At 32.6% G+C, this 17,847-nt stretch carries 17 protein-coding genes; 4 read left to right on the plus strand and 13 right to left on the minus strand.

The window, feature by feature from the left end:
- Nucleotides 1-425 precede the first annotated feature (425 nt).
- The 7 genes from celB to LQ686_RS06790 form a co-directional block, all read right to left on the minus strand.
- On the minus strand, nt 426-1,781 hold the full coding sequence (gene celB, locus LQ686_RS06760) for a PTS cellobiose transporter subunit IIC (protein WP_049319640.1): 1,356 nt from the start codon (nt 1,779-1,781) through the stop codon (nt 426-428).
- A gap of 21 nt (nt 1,782-1,802) precedes the next feature.
- Nucleotides 1,803-2,306 carry a hypothetical protein gene (locus tag LQ686_RS06765; RefSeq protein WP_107565286.1) on the minus strand — a complete coding sequence of 168 codons (504 nt, stop codon included), beginning with the start codon at nt 2,304-2,306 and terminating at the stop codon, nt 1,803-1,805.
- A 13-nt stretch (nt 2,307-2,319) separates the two neighbouring features.
- Nucleotides 2,320-2,643 carry a PTS cellobiose transporter subunit IIA gene (locus tag LQ686_RS06770; protein WP_037589328.1) on the minus strand — a complete coding sequence of 108 codons (324 nt, stop codon included), beginning with the start codon at nt 2,641-2,643 and terminating at the stop codon, nt 2,320-2,322.
- A 13-nt stretch (nt 2,644-2,656) separates the two neighbouring features.
- Nucleotides 2,657-4,645, minus strand: a complete 1,989-nt coding sequence (locus LQ686_RS06775) for a BglG family transcription antiterminator (protein WP_107565287.1) — start codon at nt 4,643-4,645, stop codon at nt 2,657-2,659.
- Between the two features lie 35 nt (nt 4,646-4,680).
- A complete protein-coding gene (locus tag LQ686_RS06780) occupies nt 4,681-4,998 on the minus strand; it encodes a PTS cellobiose transporter subunit IIB (protein ID WP_103361768.1) in 318 nt (105 codons plus the stop codon).
- 18 nt (nt 4,999-5,016) lie between these two features.
- Entirely contained in the window at nt 5,017-6,447 is a 1,431-nt protein-coding gene (locus LQ686_RS06785; protein ID WP_103361767.1) for a 6-phospho-beta-glucosidase, read from the minus strand.
- Nucleotides 6,448-6,872: 425 nt separating this feature from the next.
- Nucleotides 6,873-7,787 (minus strand): DUF7916 family protein, encoded by a 915-nt coding sequence (locus tag LQ686_RS06790; RefSeq protein ID WP_103361765.1) that lies wholly within the window; start codon nt 7,785-7,787, stop codon nt 6,873-6,875.
- A 157-nt stretch (nt 7,788-7,944) separates the two neighbouring features.
- Here LQ686_RS06790 and LQ686_RS06795 point away from each other — a divergent pair, with 157 nt between their 5' ends.
- Nucleotides 7,945-8,868 (plus strand): ABC transporter substrate-binding protein, encoded by a 924-nt coding sequence (locus LQ686_RS06795; protein WP_103361764.1) that lies wholly within the window; start codon nt 7,945-7,947, stop codon nt 8,866-8,868.
- 96 nt (nt 8,869-8,964) lie between these two features.
- Here the strand turns inward: LQ686_RS06795 and LQ686_RS06800 are convergent, their stop codons facing one another.
- Both LQ686_RS06800 and adcA read right to left on the minus strand, forming a co-directional pair.
- Nucleotides 8,965-9,696 carry a class I SAM-dependent methyltransferase gene (locus LQ686_RS06800; protein WP_233678291.1) on the minus strand — a complete coding sequence of 244 codons (732 nt, stop codon included), beginning with the start codon at nt 9,694-9,696 and terminating at the stop codon, nt 8,965-8,967.
- A gap of 158 nt (nt 9,697-9,854) precedes the next feature.
- Nucleotides 9,855-11,447, minus strand: coding sequence for a zinc ABC transporter substrate-binding lipoprotein AdcA (gene adcA, locus LQ686_RS06805; RefSeq protein WP_103361762.1), 1,593 nt, complete (start codon nt 11,445-11,447; stop codon nt 9,855-9,857).
- Between the two features lie 175 nt (nt 11,448-11,622).
- Here adcA and LQ686_RS06810 point away from each other — a divergent pair, with 175 nt between their 5' ends.
- Nucleotides 11,623-12,564 (plus strand): nucleoside hydrolase, encoded by a 942-nt coding sequence (locus LQ686_RS06810; protein WP_204187006.1) that lies wholly within the window; start codon nt 11,623-11,625, stop codon nt 12,562-12,564.
- Between the two features lie 67 nt (nt 12,565-12,631).
- On the opposite strand, the gene LQ686_RS06815 is transcribed toward LQ686_RS06810, so the two are convergent.
- Both LQ686_RS06815 and LQ686_RS06820 read right to left on the minus strand, forming a co-directional pair.
- Nucleotides 12,632-13,297, minus strand: a complete 666-nt coding sequence (locus LQ686_RS06815) for an ABC transporter ATP-binding protein (RefSeq protein WP_103361715.1) — start codon at nt 13,295-13,297, stop codon at nt 12,632-12,634.
- Nucleotides 13,298-13,308: 11 nt separating this feature from the next.
- Nucleotides 13,309-14,358 carry an ABC transporter permease gene (locus LQ686_RS06820; RefSeq protein WP_103361714.1) on the minus strand — a complete coding sequence of 350 codons (1,050 nt, stop codon included), beginning with the start codon at nt 14,356-14,358 and terminating at the stop codon, nt 13,309-13,311.
- Between the two features lie 143 nt (nt 14,359-14,501).
- On the opposite strand from LQ686_RS06820, the gene LQ686_RS06825 reads away from it, so the two are divergent.
- The gene (locus LQ686_RS06825) at nt 14,502-15,206 is read left to right on the plus strand and encodes a DUF5694 domain-containing protein (RefSeq protein ID WP_107572824.1); all 705 of its coding nucleotides are present in this window, start codon (nt 14,502-14,504) and stop codon (nt 15,204-15,206) included.
- Nucleotides 15,207-15,219: 13 nt separating this feature from the next.
- Nucleotides 15,220-16,248: a siderophore ABC transporter substrate-binding protein gene (locus LQ686_RS06830; protein ID WP_107572825.1), complete on the plus strand. Its 1,029-nt coding sequence runs from the start codon at nt 15,220-15,222 to the stop codon at nt 16,246-16,248.
- Between the two features lie 249 nt (nt 16,249-16,497).
- Here LQ686_RS06830 and LQ686_RS06835 read toward each other — a convergent pair whose 3' ends face one another.
- Nucleotides 16,498-16,932, minus strand: coding sequence for a DUF3995 domain-containing protein (locus LQ686_RS06835; RefSeq protein ID WP_107572826.1), 435 nt, complete (start codon nt 16,930-16,932; stop codon nt 16,498-16,500).
- Nucleotides 16,933-16,976: 44 nt separating this feature from the next.
- Entirely contained in the window at nt 16,977-17,792 is an 816-nt protein-coding gene (locus LQ686_RS06840; RefSeq protein ID WP_049319910.1) for a metallophosphoesterase, read from the minus strand.
- Between the last annotated feature and the right edge of the window lie 55 nt (nt 17,793-17,847).

Below are 17,847 nucleotides of genomic sequence, written 5' to 3' on the forward strand. Positions count from 1 at the left end.
TAAACTTCAAAACAAATATAGTTGTTCGATTCATTAAAAACCAAAGGTTGATTACATACTAAAGATATTACACAAACATATGGACTTGACTGATATTTTTATTTATCGGACTGTAAATCCCGTTTTCGGGTCGTTAAATTTTTTTATCGGCCTGTAAATCTCGTTTTCGGGTCGTTATTTATTTTTATCGACCTGCAAATCCTGTTTTCGGGTCGTTATTTATTTTTATCGACCTGCAAATCCTGTTTTCGGGTCGTTATTTATTTTTATCGGCCTGTAAATCTCGTTTTCGGGTCGATAATTTATTTTATCGGTCCGTATTTCCCGTTTCTGGACCGGTAATTATTTTTATCGGTCCAGAAATTACACTACACAAAAAGGAAAGAGGCAACGCCACCATAGCGTTGCCTCTTCATCTCAAACTTCTATATTAATGCGTCATTTCCTTTTTCTTGTTCTACTAATTTTTTATCATATATCTTAATAAATGGGAACCAGATTAAGAATGCTACAAATCCACAAATTAATGAAACGAGTACTGCCATGAGACTACCTGCTGTTCCAATAAATGCCCCAAATCCAATTGGCGATGGCCATGGTACTTGTGCAATAATTGGTTTCACGAGTTCTAATTTAATTGTCCAATACCCTATTGAAGCTGATACCATTGGTGCTAAGAAGAATGGAATGGCTAAGAATGGGTTATAAACAATTGGTAATCCAAATACAAGTGGTTCATTAATGTTAAATAATCCTGGTGCTAATGATGCTTTTCCTAATACACGTAGTTGCTCTGATTTAGCTAAAAATGCGATAAACACACATAGTCCTAATGTCGCACCTGATCCACCCATAACAACGAATGAGTTCTGGAATTCTCCTGCAAATGGAATATTTGCCCCTTCAATATTTAATTGCATGTTTGATAAGACAATTGGCGTAATAAAAGCACTGATAATATTTGCGCCATGTATACCTACAATCCAAAGTGCATGAATTAAGAAGTAAATCACGAGTATACCAATCCAACTACTTGTTAAGTTAACAACAAATCCAAATGGTACAGCAATAATTTTGAAAATATCCGTATCAAAAGCTACTAATATTCCTGTAAACGCCAATATAACGAAAGCAACTAAAAATGCTGGAATTAATGCTGTAAATGATCTTGAAACCCCTTCTGGAACTGCTTCTGGCATTTTTATAATCCATTGACGTTTTACACATAGTCTATATAATTGGACGGCTATAATAGACATGATAATTGCTGTGAATATCCCGGTCGTACCTAGCCTACTGACACCATCACCAGACATTTCCCAACCATTAAAGATATTGACATCTTTTTTCATGATATTAACTAAGACCATTTTACCGTCATCCATTACTAACTGTGGAATGGCCATAAAGTAAGCAAACATAGATAATAAAGCACCGTTAAGTGGATTAACATCTAAATCTTCTTCATCTGCGTAAATTTTAGTATATTCATATCCAATAACTAAACAGAAATACAAGGCTAATATGCCCATCGTTGCTTTATTGGCTAACATGTACAAATCACCAATTTTTAAAAATGTACTATTCCAAAATCCTTCTAAAAACGTAAAAGTCTGTGGAATAACGTTTAACACTAAAAACATTGACCCTACAATTGTAAAAGGTATACACGCCATACCAGCTGCCATAATCGCTCTTACAATTCTAAATGAAGCAATTTTCCCCATTGGACCCATTAAATACTTCTCTAAAAAAGCAAAAACTTTATTTTCTGATCCCATATCAAGACCCCTTTTCTTTGATTAGTTCATTGCATTTTCAAATCTTTGTAGTCGTTTATAATGCCAGTCTTTATCGTGTCGAATATTGTGTAATCTAAATAAGATGAATCCACTGATGCATAAACCACATACCAATATGCCAACTACGAAAAGTCGAGATGCTGATTGATCCACAATAAATGGATATAAATATTGGAATAATGGTGTAAATAATATAATAGGTATAAGCAATAGATTGATTGTGCTTATACTTAAAAAGCAATAATAAGTATACTTCGCTTGATTCGAATGATTACCATACATTCTGACTTGTTCTGCAACACTGATCAAAATCACAATCATCAACACAAGTGGCACTATCAATGCTAAAGAACGACTCATCACAAGTGTAAAAAACCAATATAAATTCGAAAAGAAGAACAAAGCAGACATATATCTCACTAATAAAAATCGATTAAAATACATAGCTTTGAGACTTGTTTCTCTTCTATTTTTTTCTATTTTATTTTTCGTTTCTTGATCCATTTTTATCCCTCATTTATACTGCATCATTTACTTTTTGATACAAATGCAACATCTCAATTGCGACTTCTTTTAATGTCATTGTTGTCATGAGATGATCTTGTGCATGAACCATAATAATTTCCATATTAATAGACTCACCTGATGCATATTTTTGTAGTAAATCCGTTTGAGATTGATGCGCTAACGTTATCTCTTGGTTTGCTTCATCTAATAGTTGTTCCGCTTCTTCATAGTTGTTTTCACGCATCTTTTTAAAAGCATCATGTATATTTGTACGCGCAGTACCACTATGTAAAATAATTTCAAAAGCAACAACTTGAATTTCTTCTTGTTCCATAGACTAACTCCCTTTACTTGTGATATTGACCAATCATATAGTTTTTAAAGCTGTTATAATCCTTACAATTCATAAGTTCAGAAATTTTGTCATCTGAATCTATGAGATTCACGATAATATCGATGATCGTTTTGAGCTCATTGTCGTTATATTTTGAAGGTGATAACATAATGATTAGCTTAATATTCGGAAACTGTTCATTCCAATACACCCCGCCAGGCACAAGTGCCACCGCTATACTCGAATAATCTCCGACTGGCTGTGCTGTATGTGGAACAGCTACTTCATCACTGAATACAACTGTACTCAACTCTTCTCTATACCGAAGTTGTCGTTTCAACTTCTCTTCAAAACACGGCTCTTCTTTAATACTTAATTGCTTGATCAAAAGTTGATATAGCTGATGTTTAGTGATTGGTTCTTCGATATAATTAAACGCATGTTCACTGCAATATTGACTAAAGAAAGAACTATATTGTTCAAGTGCCATATTCTCTTCTAACACATGGTTATACGAGAATTTTGAATCATGATGATGAACAAATGTATTAATTTTCTTAATATCTTGATCATTGAGTAATACATTCACTTGTATGACAGGCACTTTAAATACGATGGTTGATAAATCAATAGATGAAATAATCAAATCAATATTTTCTAATTTTTCGTCTGTTATTTCATAGTAGCTAATCACATCAATGATATTCATCTGTAGACTAAATTCTCTTTCTACTCGAACCTTTAACATCTGTGCACTACCATAACCAGTTGCACAAATAACGAGGACATTTAACTTTTCTTTTTGGTAATATTTTTCAATAGCTGCAAGTAAATGTAATGTTAAATACGCCCATTCTCCTTCACTGACATCTTGGTCTTTTAACTCTTCTAATTCACCAAAATAATTTTTTGTCATCGTAAGTGACGCTTCATTTTGTGATTTAATGTCATTCAAAATTGGATTTTCCAAGTGGATATTATTGCGAATCCGTTTAATCAACGGTTGTAAGTGGGTAACAAGTCCATACAATAATTGACTGTCTGATGACATCGGAAACCCAAAATCCGCTTCTATTTTTCCTAATATTTGAGACACGCGATGAGATAAATCACTCTCTTCATCGCTTTCTTGTTGTTTCGAACCTTTGCTCATAATATGCAAACTGATATACTTCGCTTCTTCTTCTGGAAACGATATTTGATAAATACGTTCAACACGATTTAAAATTTTTCTCGCGACTGACAATTCATTTTCTGTTAATACTTCTTCATTTGAAGCAATTGTTTTTAAACAATGCCCATCTAACAGCCTTCTGATCATCAATCCTAAATGTAATACAAGATTTTGGAGTATATAATCTGATAAATATACTTTAGATTCTCTCGTTTCATCTACAACAATGATTGCCAACTCTTCCATATTAATTTGCTGCAAAAGTGGCGTATCTTGAAAATATTTATTAATAGAATGAAAGAAACTATTTCCTAAGAAATAATCCATGATAAAATGACGTTTATCTCGTTCATCTCCATCAATTCCGATACCATGTTGCTGTTTGCTTACAAGTTCTAAATCATATTGCGCAATCATCTTTTTTATATTTGCGATATCGTGAGATATTGTAGATCTCGAAATAAATAATTGTTCGCTTAATTGCTCAATCGTAATAGCTGTCTTATTAAAAAGTAATAAATTCAAAATATAATATTGTCTATCTTTTGAATCATTAATACTTTCTTGATCCACTGATTTAGTGCTCAAATATCTTTTTAAAAAGTTTTCAAATTCAATCATTAAATTGATTTTGAGTTGATAACCATACCCTTGTTTAGCAATTAAAGTTGCACCATTTTTTTCAATTTCTGGTTTAAGGGTTTTGATATATTTTCGAATCGTTCTATCTGAGAGTTGCAAGATCGTTGCAACTTCTGAGCTTTTGACAAATTCATTACGTCGCTGTGATAAATAACTGAGTATATCTATTTCTCTTTGACTAAGCATAAGCTTCCCTCATTTCATAGAGAATATTATACTGATTATTCTATGTCTTGCAAAATTACACTCGCCAATTTTTCAATGCCCATTGGAATCGGAACATATGCTTGTGGTGGGATATTCACAACTGGTTTATTGACTCTATCTCCAGCTTCTTTTAACTTTTTAAAATACATTTTAGTTTGTGGACTTACTAAATATAAATCGAAAGATTGTTTTTCAATCATTTTTCCGCCTTCATTTGCTGAAACTGCATCGACTTCAATGTCATGTCCTTGTTCTTGTAAATAACTCGTTGTTTTTTTAGCCATTAGTGATGATGACATACCTGCTGCACATATAATTAACGCTTTTTTCATAATAAAAACCTCCAAATGTTATAATTGTTCTCCATTACTTGCAATAACTTTTTTGTACCAATAGAATGAATCTTTTTTAGAACGGTCTAAAGTGCCATGACCTTCGTTATCTTTATCTACATAAATAAAGCCGTATCTCTTTTTCATTTCGCCAGTTCCGGCAGATACTAAATCTATACAACCCCATGGTGTATATCCCATTAAATCAACACCATCTTCATCAACAGCTTTAATAAATTGTTCGATGTGTGTTTTTAAATATTCAATTCTATAATCATCATGAACAATACCGTCTTCACCAAGTTCATCAATTGCACCAAAGCCATTTTCAACAATAAACAATGGTAAATGATACATATCTGTAAACCAGTTCATCGCATATCTTAAGCCTTCAGGGTCAATTTGCCATCCCCAATCTGAAGCTTGTACATAGTCATTTTTTACTAAATCACGTGTTTCTACATAATCATATTTTTCGTTAGATTTTTCATGTGAAATTGCGAATGACATGTAATAACTAAAGCCAATGTAATCAACTGTACCTTGTTTTAAATCTTCAATATCTTGATCTGTAATATCTAAATTGAAAGATTTATCTTTGAAATACTGTGTCATATAACCTGGATATGCACCATGAACATGGACATCCGTAAAGTAATATCTCTTTTGCATCGCTTTTTGAGCCATTAAGATATCTTTCGGATTACAAGTTGCTGGATATACCGGGCACATTGCTATCATGCACCCTATTTCAAAGTCTGGATTAATGTCATGACCAATTTTTGTTGCTTGAGCGCTCGCAACCAATTCATAGTGTGCTGCTTGATACATAATTTGTTCACGATTTTCACCAGGTTGATATTTCACGCCTGAATTCGTAAATGGCGCAAAATCTTCATCAAAGTTAGCTTGGTTATTAATTTCATTGAAAGTCATCCAATATTTAACTTTGTCTTTATATCGCTCAAAACAAACTGTTGCAAAGCGAACGAAGAAATCAATCACTTTCCTATTTCGGAAGCCACCATACTCAGTTACAAGATGATAAGGTAATTCAAAGTGTGACAATGTTACAACAGGTTCAATCCCGTACTTCAAACACTCATCAAACAAGTCATCATAGAATGCTAAACCTTGTTCATTCGGTTCTTGGTCGTCACCATTCGGAAAAATTCTTGACCATGCGATCGAAGTTCTGAAACATTTAAAGCCCATTTCACTAAATAATTGAATGTCTTCTTTATAACGATGATAAAAATCAATTGCTTCATGGTTTGGATAATATTTACCTTCAATAACGCCGTCTGTAATTTCTCGATGTTTCCCGTGAGAAGCTGCAGTCATAACATCTGCAACACTGATTCCTTTACCATCTTCTTGCCAAGCACCTTCAAGTTGATGCGCCGCAACAGCACCTCCCCATAAAAAATCCTCTGGTAGTTTTGACATTGAAACCTTCCTCCTTTAATCAAACATTTCTTAATACAATTTTATTGTAAACGTTTTCATAAACGATTAGCATATCGAAAAGTTCCGTAGTATTACGGAAGTCTTTTATAATAGGTAGATTTTATGCATATTTGGAAGATTTAGTATGGTGATTGGTCAGCAGATTAAAATGAGGTGAGGTTTTCGGGTCGATATTTTTATTTATCGGCCTGCAAATCCTGTTTTCGGGTCGCTAATTTTATTTATCGACCTGTATTTCCCATTTCTGGACCGGTAAATTTTTTTATCGGTCCATATTTCCGTTTTCTGGACCGGTAATTTTCCGTATCGGTCCATATTTCCTATTTCTAGACCGATACTAACTTTCCAACAAATATGAAAAGGATGAGATAGCCCGCGCTGTCTCATCCTCTCCAACTTCCCATTTATCTATTAATAGATCTTGCTATTCTAGATACTGTATGGCGTTGCCCTCTAATAGCTTTACTCAATGCATATATATTCTCGACTGGTGCTAATCCACCGTATCCTGCATCACCTATATGTTGAATATCAACGCCTAATGTTTTATTTTTAATAGCTATTTCTCTAATCGTCGCCTCATCTGAACCTTCTTGCGATGTACCGATTGCACTCATCACTAGTGCGCCATGTTTATGTGCTACTTGAACAGCTTCTCTCACTTCTTCTTCACTGACACCCCAAACTGTTCCTACTGCTGGCACTAGTATAATATCTGCTCCAGCTTCTACAAAATTCGTAATAGCTTCTAAATTAACGACCGGCTCATCTACACCTGAGCCGTGCATCTTACCAGCAATAATCAGCCCATTAAAATGAGATTTCCCTACTTTAATCGCTTCTAAAATATGATTGTTTGTAACACCTGTTGCTGGATTCCCAGTTAAACATACAAAATCAAAACCTAATTTTTCAGCTTGTATAAAAGTTTCTTTAGTCGCTTTTCTACCAGCAGAAATACCCAGTTTCACTTCTGCCATATTCGCCTTATCATCAACTGGTTCTAAATTTACGCCAATAGGTTTTCCGACAAGTTTCTTTAAATCTTGAACAGCATTGCCAGTACCTTGATAAGCATCATGGTATAGACCTTTAATTTCTGGTTCATTGACATCTAAAGCATTCAGTAAAATCATATCCGCTCCAAAAGCAGTTGCCATTTCCGCATTTGTAATATCTTGAACTAAAGCAGGCGTATGTACGACAACATTCTCACTAAGTACCGTTCTACCTTCACTCGCCTTAATACTTTGCTTCAATTCCTCTGATGAAAAATTCAAAATATCAGACGTGTTTGCACTAATTAATCGTTTAACCAAAATATTCACCCCTTCTTTTACTAACACAAACCAAAGATATATTTAAAAAATAACAAAGTCAAATTAATTTAAAAATAAAGTATTGAATAATTAATGTTGATTGCTATAATTTAAATGATATTGATTATCATTTTCATATATTTGGAGGGTTTAATTTATGAAAAGATTATTAGTTTTTTGCTTATGCTTATTATTTTTCTTGGCAGCTTGTAATAGCTCAGATACTAAAGAAAAGTCGTCAGAAACAAAATCGGATTCTTCATCTGATACTAAAGTATTTAAACAAGATGATGGTGAAAAAATCAAAATACCTAAAGATCCGAAAAGAATTGTCGTATTACATCCGACATACATAGGTGCATTAGTTGAATTTGGCCATAAACCTGTTGGCGTCATAGATTTTGTGAAACAAAATAAAACTTTATCTGACGCTACTAAAGGTGCAAAAATGTTAGGTCAAAATAATGTTGAAGATATTGCTAAAACAAAGCCGGATTTAATCATTACTACTAAAGAAGATAAAAACATTAATAAACTCAAAAAAATTGCACCAACTGTCCAAATGGATGCTATGAAATCAGACTACAAAGCTGCTACTAAAGAACTCGGGGAAATTGTAAATGAACAAGACAAAGCCAAAAAATGGATAAAAGATTGGGAAGAAAAACTTGAAAAAGATAAAAAATCTTTAGGTGATAAAGTAGACGGGAAAACTATTACAGTCCTACAATCAACACCAAAAGGTTTAACAGCTTTCGGTAAAAACTATGGACGTGGTACAGAAATTGTTTACGGTGGTTACGGAATGACACAACCTGAAAAATTAGAAAAAGAAACAAAGAATGCTTATATGGCAACGCCATCTGAAGAAGAACTTTCTGATTATACGGGTGATTATATTATACTAGCAACAATGGGAGAAACACCACAATTCACACAAACAACTAACTGGAAAAACCTTGATGCAGTCAAAAATAATCATATTATCGAATTAGATTTACAACAAACGCAATATAATGATCCAATTTCTCTTGAAAAACAAAGAGAAATTATTTTAAAACAACTAAAAGAAATGAAATAAAATATTACTGAGCATAAATTTAAGCACACGTATAAAGTTGAAAACTTTTCAATTATACGTGTGTCTTTTTATAAATATTAACTTGTTGTACCTCTTCTACTTTTTCTTTGCTTTTACTAATAGAAATGGTGGGAATTGTTTCAACTTATTAATACGAGCTTGATCGTACAATTTAAATACTTCCTCAGACTGCCCGAGGTCTTTTACACATTGAATTTCAAAGTCATTTTCTATTAAATTATTGAAGATTGTCTCAATTGTATGATGATATTTATAAACATCTGCACCTAACCAATTTGCTGAACGAGATGACTCATCAAAATAATGTTCCATTCGTAAAAATATACCTTTGTCATCTTCTAGTGCAACTTCTGGATCTTTAGTGGCTGTTTGTATAGGATGTTCCATTGTATAGAGTAACGTGCCACCACTATTTAATAGCTGATTCAACTTCTCAGTGCATCTCTTAAAATCTTCAATATAATGAAACACAAGTGAAGATACGATGACATCATACGTTTCATTCGTCTCAAAATCCATAAATGATTCATGATATAACGTGACATTGTTAGAATTGAATTTATCGCGACTTGCGTTAATCATATTGAGTGACTCATCTATTCCTGTAATATGTTTAGGATGTAATTTCAACATATGCGCAATTAAATGCCCCATACCACAGCCAATATCAAGTACTGTTTTGCCATTTAAATCTGGCATTATCCGCTTCATCTCAGGCATTTCAACAACTTCGTTATAACTTAATGCATGATTTCTTTTTTGTTTATAACCTTCAAAGAAATCATCTTGATCATATATATTTGTCATCTTAACATCCCCCTTTTATTAAATTTAGTATAACAATCATTTATATAAAAAATAGACTTATATTTAAGTATTCGATATGATGTAGGTATAGTAGTGCCAAAAATAATTCCATTATATATAAAAGAACCTGAGACCACGGTGGTTTCAGGTTCTTTGCTTTAATGTGCTAACATTTCTTCTTTAACTTCGTCTTTAGATAATTTAGCTGGATAATATGTTGGCCAGTTGTCTAATTCTTTTAAGACTTTATCTTTATCATTGCCCGTGAATATATGGAAATGTACAGCTTTTTTAGGATAAATATTGTGATCGCTAAATTGTACATATTTCGGTAAGTTATCGTTTGATTCACCTTTTAATTTAAATGTGTATCTTACGCCTCTATTACCTTTTTCATATTTCAAGATATCATAGCCATCGTACGCATATTCGCCAGTTGTTGTTTTACCTTCTTTAGTGAAACTGATTTTATTGCCTTCAATTTTGATGTTTTCGACATCTGTTTTATAGCCTTTATCATAATATGCTTTATATTCTTTTTCAGACATCTTGCCTTCTTCTTCAGCTTTATGTTCGAAGACTTCATCAAGTGTGCCATCTTTCAAATATGGATATACTGATTGCCAGTCACCTTCATAGTCTGATAATTTACGGTCTTTTACTTGTGAATCTTTGAAATACCCTTTTTCAATTGCTTTATCATGAGATGCAGCTTTCTTGTCATCTTTTGTTGTAATCTTGTCATTTAATGATTTTTCGATATTTTTAATATTTTCCTTCATTAATGATTGATATGAAAGATCTTTTTCTTTTAATTGTTCTTTCGTTAAAGATTCCATATTATTAAACGTTAATGGCTTAGCATCTGTTTCTTTACGAATTGTGTCTGTAATTTTTGATGAAATATTGCTTTCATATAAGATGTATTTCGCATCTGTATCTTTAATTTCTTTAACAATTTCAGTTAATTCTTTTTGTGATGGATCTTCAGCATTCATACTTTGAACACCTTTTTGAACAAATCCATAACGATTTGCTAAGTAACCTAAAGATTCATGAGAGATAAATACTGTATGGCCTTCATGACCTTTAGTAGCATCTTTTAATGATTGATCGATATCCGATAATTCATCATTTAATTTTTTATAATTTTTCTCATAATCTGCTTTATGGTCTGGGTCTTTCTTAATTAATTCATCTTTAATTCCTTTGATCATTTCTTGGTCGATTTTAGGATCTAACCATACATGAGGATCAAATCCACCGTGGTGATGATGTTCATGTTCGTGTTCATGCTCTTCATGGTCCTCTCCATGTTCATGATGTTCATCTTCGTCATCATGATCTTCCCCGTGCTCGTGACCATGTTCATGTTGATCTGTTAAAAGTTCTGATTGATCCATACTATTTTGAAGTGATAATTTTTTATCATCTTTTTTAATAGTTGAGGCAATTTTCTTTGCTACTGGATCTAAATCGTCTCCTGTATAAACAAATAAATCTGCTTTACTCGCATTTAAAATATCTTTTTGCGTTGGTTCATAGCTATGTAAATCTGTTCCTGCAGGATAAATTGATTCTACTTCTACATGTTTACCGCCAATTTGTTCTATAAAAGATTTCAATGGGTAAACCGTCGTCTTAATCTTTAATTTATCAGAATCATTATTTTTGCTATCTGTTTGATTACAGCCAGCTAATACCATACAAATTGCAAAAACAACTGTTAGTACCCCAATCCATTTTTTCATCTCGTACACTCCTTATACAAATAGTAACGTTTACGATTTAAAATTATATACGTATCTTTATTAAAAAACAAGACCCTATTTAGAATAATTTTTTATAGTCTGTTTATTTTGTTTAGTTGAAAACGCTTTAGTATAATAACATCAAGACATACATTAATTAAGAGGACGTGTTTAAATGTTACAAAATAGAAAAATCATCATGGATTGTGATCCTGGGCATGACGATGCTATCGCATTAATATTGGCTGGAGCTCAATCTAGTCCATTAAATATCTTAGCAGTGACAACTGTTGCGGGAAATCAATCAGTAGATAAGAATACAACAAATGCTTTAAACGTATTAGATATTATGAATAGAGGCGACATTCCTGTTTCAGTCGGTTCGGACAGACCTTTAATCAAGAAAGCTGCATTTGCTGAAAGTATTCATGGTGAAAGTGGATTAGATGGTCCTGAATTACCGAAAGTTCCAAAGTTAAAGCCTACAAATAAGCATGGTGTAAATGTCATAATTGAAGAAGTACTAAACAGTAACGAACCCATTACACTCGTAGCAACAGGACCATTAACAAATGTTGCAATGGCACTTATCCAAGAACCTAAAATCGCTCATAATATAGAAGAAATCGTCATTATGGGTGGTGGAACGTTTGGAAATTGGACCCCTACTGCTGAGTTTAATATTTGGGTTGATTCAGAAGCAGCGAAAAAAGTATTTGAAAGTGGCATCCCAGTTGTAGTATTCGGATTAGATGTGACGCATCAATTATTAGCAGATGATGCTGTAATTGAAAGATTTCATCAAATCAATAATCCAATTTCTCATTTCGTAGTTGAACTCTTGAAATTCTTTAAATCTACTTATAAATCGCAATTCGATATGGACGGTGGTCCTATTCATGATGCTTGTACAATTCTTTATTTACTGCATCCTGAAATATTCACGTTACAAAAAACATTCATCCAAATCGAACATCAAAGTGACCTCACATATGGCACAATGTCTGTAGATTTGCATAATACTTATAAACAAGAACCTAACGCCTATTTCGCTACAGAAGTGAACGTAGACTTAGCTTGGGATATCATGGAAAAAGCATTAAAAAGTTATGAATAAAAAATAAAAGGCTAGGATATCATAAATATCCTAGCCTTCTCTATAATCTTCTATTTAATCAACCACTTTACTCTTCTTCTTTCATCTCACCATCTACCATTTTAAATACTTTATCACAGTATGATGTCAGTCTTTGATCGTGCGTTACGATAATACATAATTTATTTAATTCTTTTGTTTCTCTTCTCAATATTTCCATAACTTCTATTGCATTTTCAGTATCTAATGATGCGGTTGGTTCGTCTGCTAATATAACGGATGGATTTGTGTAAAGTGCTTTAGCGATAGCAACTCTTTGTTTTTGTCCACCTGATATTTCACTTGGTAATTGAGATAAAATTTTATCCAAACCTAGTTGTTTCAATAATCTTGTATGTTCTTCTTCATTCATGACGTCTTTTTTCACTTTTTTAAGTAATTCAAATTGTTGTTGTACGGTTAAAAAAGGTATTAAATTACTTGTTTGAAGTATAAATCCGATTTCTTTTAATCGTAGTTTAGATAATTGTTTTTCATTAAATTGATTGATATTTTGACCGTTTAAAGACACAGTACCTTCTGATGGTAATTGCAAGGCACCTGCCATTGTTAACAACGTACTTTTTCCTGATCCTGATGGTCCAATAATGGCAACTAGTTCACCTTTTTCTAATTTAAAGTTGGTTGATTTTACTGCTTCTATCGTCCTATTACCGTCTTTAAATGACTTTGTGACATTCTCAAATGCTAACATGATTCCGCCTCCTAACTAATTACTTTCAATGGTTCTACTTTTCGTATACTTAATACTGAGAATAAACTACCTAAAATTGCGACGATAATAAGCACGATACCGTATAACAACATTGTTAAATAATCAAATTTAATAGGCACTGCTTCTGGTAAGAACGAACCTGTTAACACCGTTAATCCAAAGCCAATCAATGTACCGATTAAAGCGATAATAATCGTTTGGCTCATGACTGAACGTGCTAAAAAGCCATTCGTTAATCCTTGCGCTTTTAAGACACCAAATAAATTTCTCTTTTGTAACGTAATAATGTATAAGAATATACCAATAACCATTGCTGAAATCGCAAATAAGAACACAATCATAAAGTTTAATGTTAAATTTTGAGCTTGATAGCCTGGTAATTTCGTAATAAATGATTCAATGTCATCTACTTCTAGATCTTTGTTTAATTCAACATCTTTCCAATTTTTATCTTTAACGACTAGCGCATTGACCTTATCGCCTTTTAACATCGGATTTAATTTCCCAATCGTTTCATTATTTGTAAATAAAACAGGTGATGCATTAAATTTAGAACTCACTGAGAAACCGACAATTTTTAATTCTTCATCGCTATTTGAAAGTGTTAATGTGTCCCCGATTTTAAACCCTTTAGTTTTTAAAGTATGATCTGCAACGACTTCATTATCTTTCTTAAAAAGTTTGCCGTCTTCTATTTTAGGCATTAAGAAACCTTCTCCATCGATACCAAAGACTGTCGCATTCTCTTTGTTTTTACCGTCTGAAGCAATAACAGCCGTTTGCTTTAAGCCTTCACTTTTATCAAATTTGCCTTTAACATCATCTGTATTAATAGATGATTGTGCAACTGTTTGATTGGCATCTTTATTCAATACAATCGCATCTGCTTTCCATAAATCGACTGCTTCCCTATTCATATTCATTAAACCGTTTGCTAACCCTGATAATAAGAATAAAAGATAGCTAATCATAACTAATACGCCAATGATTAGACCAAACTTCGTCTTATTTCGTCTCATTTCATTCCAAGCTAAAAACATACTTCCAGCCCTTTCTTGAATCTAAATTTTCTATTATTTAATTATAACATTATTATTTAATTATCTTAACATAATAGCAACATTGTATTTATAAAAACGTTCATGTATAATTGATAACGATTATCAATTAAGGAGGTGTCAAATTGGCACAAAAAGAAATTTGTATCATTGGTACACCACATATTCGGTTAGACCAAAGCAATCAATATTTTTTAGAAACTTATCAACGATACTTAGAAGACGCTAACGTCATTTTGAATAAATTACAGCAATACAATCCAGATTTAATCGCAATTGAATGGGATATTAAAAATAAAAATCAATTAGATAAAGACTTTAATCAACTATCCGGTAAACATTTGCCGCTTCAACTCAACGAACATCATTTTTTAGCAATACCACTCGCATTAAAATTAAATTTACCAACTGTTATACCAATCGACAACAATCAAATGCAAACACGTAAGATTCGTGCAGCATTTGCAGATGAATACCTTGAAAATGATAACCCTATACTATACCAACATTTAAACGAAGCAAAACAAAGTCATCAAAATAAAAAGGGACAAGATTTATCATTATATGAACAGTTAACGGAATATCAAGATTCAGTCATTCCTTTAGAACAAGTTTTTGCTATTCGTTCACTTGCAGATAGTCCAGGTATCGCCTTTTCACTTGAATGGTTAGAACGTAATCAATTTATGGCCAACCACATCATGAAAAATGCGCTCAACCATGATAGAACCGTTGTCTTTACAGGTATGAGTCATGTCAGAATTTTAAAATTCATGATAGAATCAACAGATTTATTTAAAGTCGTTCCATCAATAAATATATTAAAATAAAGGAGCATACATAATGAAAAAGTTACTTTTATTAATGGTCATCACACTTATATTAGCAGCATGTGGTCAAACTAAAGGAACAAGTGATTCAGACAGCAAGAAAGAAACAGTTACAGTTAATCAAAAATATGAATTACGTGGTAAATATAAAGACGGTAGAGATGCAGAACAGAAAGATGAAAAAGTCAAAATCACGAAAGATCCTAAAAAAGTCGTTACATTTGATTACGGTGCAACAGACATCATTAAAGCACTCGGTAAAGAAAATAATGTAGCCGGTATTTCAATTGGTTCAAGCGACTCTATGCTACCTAAAGAATTAAAATCTTTTACGAAAGATAAATATACAAATGTCGGTGAATTAGGAAAACCAAATTTTGAAAAAATAGCTGAAATCAATCCAGATTTGATTATCTTTTCAAACCGTACAGCAAGCAGCGAAACATTAAAAGAATTTAAAAAAGCTGCTCCTAACGCATCATTACTTTATATAGGTTCCGATGATAATGCCGTCGTAAAATCCGTTTCAGATAATACGACGAAACTCGGAAAGATTTTTGGAGAAGAAAAGAAAGCTAAAGAACTTACAGATCAACTTAAAAATGAAGAACAAAAAGCTAAGAAATCAGTTAAAAATATAGATAACAGTGTCATGCTGCTGCTTACAAGTCAAGGTGAATTATCAACTTACGGACCAGGCGGAAGATTCGGTGGCCTACTTTATGATCAACTTGGATTTAAACCAGCAGATAAAAAAGTTAAACCAAATCCACATGGCCAACCCGTCAGCTTTGAATATGTCGCTTCGAAAGATCCAGAAGTCATATTCGCAATGGATAGAGACGAAGCAACAGACGGAAAAGGAACAAGTAAGAAAGTACTAGGAAATGACGTACTTAAAGACGTAGATGCCATAAAAAATAATAACATCATTAACTTAGACGCAAAATCATGGTACTTCGCATCAGGTGGTATTAAATCCACAACAAAACAAATACAAGAAATACAACAAATCGCGAAGAAATTACAATCACAGAAATAATAAGTATAGATGGAGATGTTGCAGTTGTGGCTAACTATCATTATTCTGAATTCTGGTAGTTAGAAGGTTGTAACTTCCACTATTCGGAATTCTGGTAATTAGAATGCTGTAACTTCCATTATTCTGAATTCTGGTAATTAGAAGGTACTCATTAAGGGACATTTCTCGGAATTCTGCCCCTTACAGCATACAAACTTCGTCATCATATACGACAAAAACGCCACTGGCTCCTGCCAGTGGCGTTTTCCTTTATCTATTCTGTTTCACTTTCATAATATATCCGAACAATCCGATTCCCCATAATAAAAATAGTGGATCCCACACGAATGCTTGTCCGAAGGCTGTAAAATAGTTATGGTTCTCGATTATTTCACACATTTTCAATATGCCAATTATCATGTTTAATCCGCCATATATCATCAGAAAAATACTTCCTATTAAAGATATGATGTATATTTTATTATCAAAATGATTGGTTAATGTTAATGGCACGATGGTCGCTAAAAATTTAAACACACCTATTAATAACAGCGCGATATTAATCCATATTCCAAACTGTGCACTTAACGTGAAGACCCATGAGCCAACTGTTATGAGACCCGCTTCTCCACCAAGTCCCCAATACAATGAAAATAGTGCATGCACACTTCCTACTATGATAAATAATGATATATACTTTTTCATTCAATCACCTATTTATAATCATAAATTTTCTGCGATATATATTTTTATATTTCGATAACTTGTATTGTATTTTTAATTTCAGTTGCTAAATCAGTCGTTCGCCATTCTCTTTGATAACCGAGACATGGACATATATATTGAATACCACTTTCTTCTATTATATTACGGAAATGCACATGCCCCATAATGCTGTACTTGATTGGATATGCTTCATAAAACTTATCAAAGTCTGATGTACCTATAAATGCATTAAAATAATCGAATATTCTATGTGGCATTGGAACTGCAAATTTACGATTGGTCACAATATGCGTCATTAATATAATATTTTTATCTTTCACCTGTTCTAAATCATTTTTCACGGATTCGGCAGCTAATCGTGACATCTCTAAGTCTGACTTACCCCAATCGATATGTTCTTTATCTAGCCATGTAGAGCCGTAATATTTTCTACGTTCTAATCTTTCCATACTAAATTTGTTTTGATCTGCAAAGCTATAATCATACCAGCCACTGTGCCCGACAATTGCCCAATCTTCATTCACAATATATGGACTTGCTATAATACTTTCAGGCTGCGCTTTATAATATTCAAAAATTTCATAAGAACTTTTTTCTTCTTGATCTTTTTTCCAATAATCATGATTGCCTGGTATAAACAGCACTTCTACTTTAGAATGACGCTTAACATTTTGAACAAACTGCATCGTTTGTAAATAATGATTTGAAACATCACCTGCTATTAATAAAAGGTCTAAATTCAAATGTGTAATTTCTTGAGCTAAAATATATTCAAAATCTTGAGGGTAGTAATCTTTACTTCTATCTATATGCAAATCTGAAATGGTACCAATTCTCATATGCATGACCTAGCTTTCTTTAAAATAACGTTATATATCAATTTTATATTAACAT

This window comes from Mammaliicoccus sp. J-M41 (genome assembly GCF_022385935.1).
Taxonomy (GTDB): domain Bacteria; phylum Bacillota; class Bacilli; order Staphylococcales; family Staphylococcaceae; genus Mammaliicoccus; species Mammaliicoccus sciuri_A.

Coding starts and splice junctions, on each gene's coding strand:
- LQ686_RS06810 (WP_204187006.1), top strand. CDS start 11,623: ATGTTACAAAATAGAAAAATCATCATGGATTGTGATCCTGGGCATGAC.
- adcA (WP_103361762.1), bottom strand. CDS start 11,447: ATGAAAAAATGGATTGGGGTACTAACAGTTGTTTTTGCAATTTGTATG.
- LQ686_RS06815 (WP_103361715.1), bottom strand. CDS start 13,297: ATGTTAGCATTTGAGAATGTCACAAAGTCATTTAAAGACGGTAATAGG.
- LQ686_RS06795 (WP_103361764.1), top strand. CDS start 7,945: ATGAAAAGATTATTAGTTTTTTGCTTATGCTTATTATTTTTCTTGGCA.
- LQ686_RS06765 (WP_107565286.1), bottom strand. CDS start 2,306: ATGGATCAAGAAACGAAAAATAAAATAGAAAAAAATAGAAGAGAAACA.
- celB (WP_049319640.1), bottom strand. CDS start 1,781: ATGGGATCAGAAAATAAAGTTTTTGCTTTTTTAGAGAAGTATTTAATG.
- LQ686_RS06820 (WP_103361714.1), bottom strand. CDS start 14,358: ATGTTTTTAGCTTGGAATGAAATGAGACGAAATAAGACGAAGTTTGGT.
- LQ686_RS06840 (WP_049319910.1), bottom strand. CDS start 17,792: ATGAGAATTGGTACCATTTCAGATTTGCATATAGATAGAAGTAAAGAT.
- LQ686_RS06835 (WP_107572826.1), bottom strand. CDS start 16,932: ATGAAAAAGTATATATCATTATTTATCATAGTAGGAAGTGTGCATGCA.
- LQ686_RS06780 (WP_103361768.1), bottom strand. CDS start 4,998: ATGAAAAAAGCGTTAATTATATGTGCAGCAGGTATGTCATCATCACTA.
- LQ686_RS06770 (WP_037589328.1), bottom strand. CDS start 2,643: ATGGAACAAGAAGAAATTCAAGTTGTTGCTTTTGAAATTATTTTACAT.
- LQ686_RS06785 (WP_103361767.1), bottom strand. CDS start 6,447: ATGTCAAAACTACCAGAGGATTTTTTATGGGGAGGTGCTGTTGCGGCG.
- LQ686_RS06830 (WP_107572825.1), top strand. CDS start 15,220: ATGAAAAAGTTACTTTTATTAATGGTCATCACACTTATATTAGCAGCA.
- LQ686_RS06775 (WP_107565287.1), bottom strand. CDS start 4,645: ATGCTTAGTCAAAGAGAAATAGATATACTCAGTTATTTATCACAGCGA.
- LQ686_RS06800 (WP_233678291.1), bottom strand. CDS start 9,696: ATGACAAATATATATGATCAAGATGATTTCTTTGAAGGTTATAAACAA.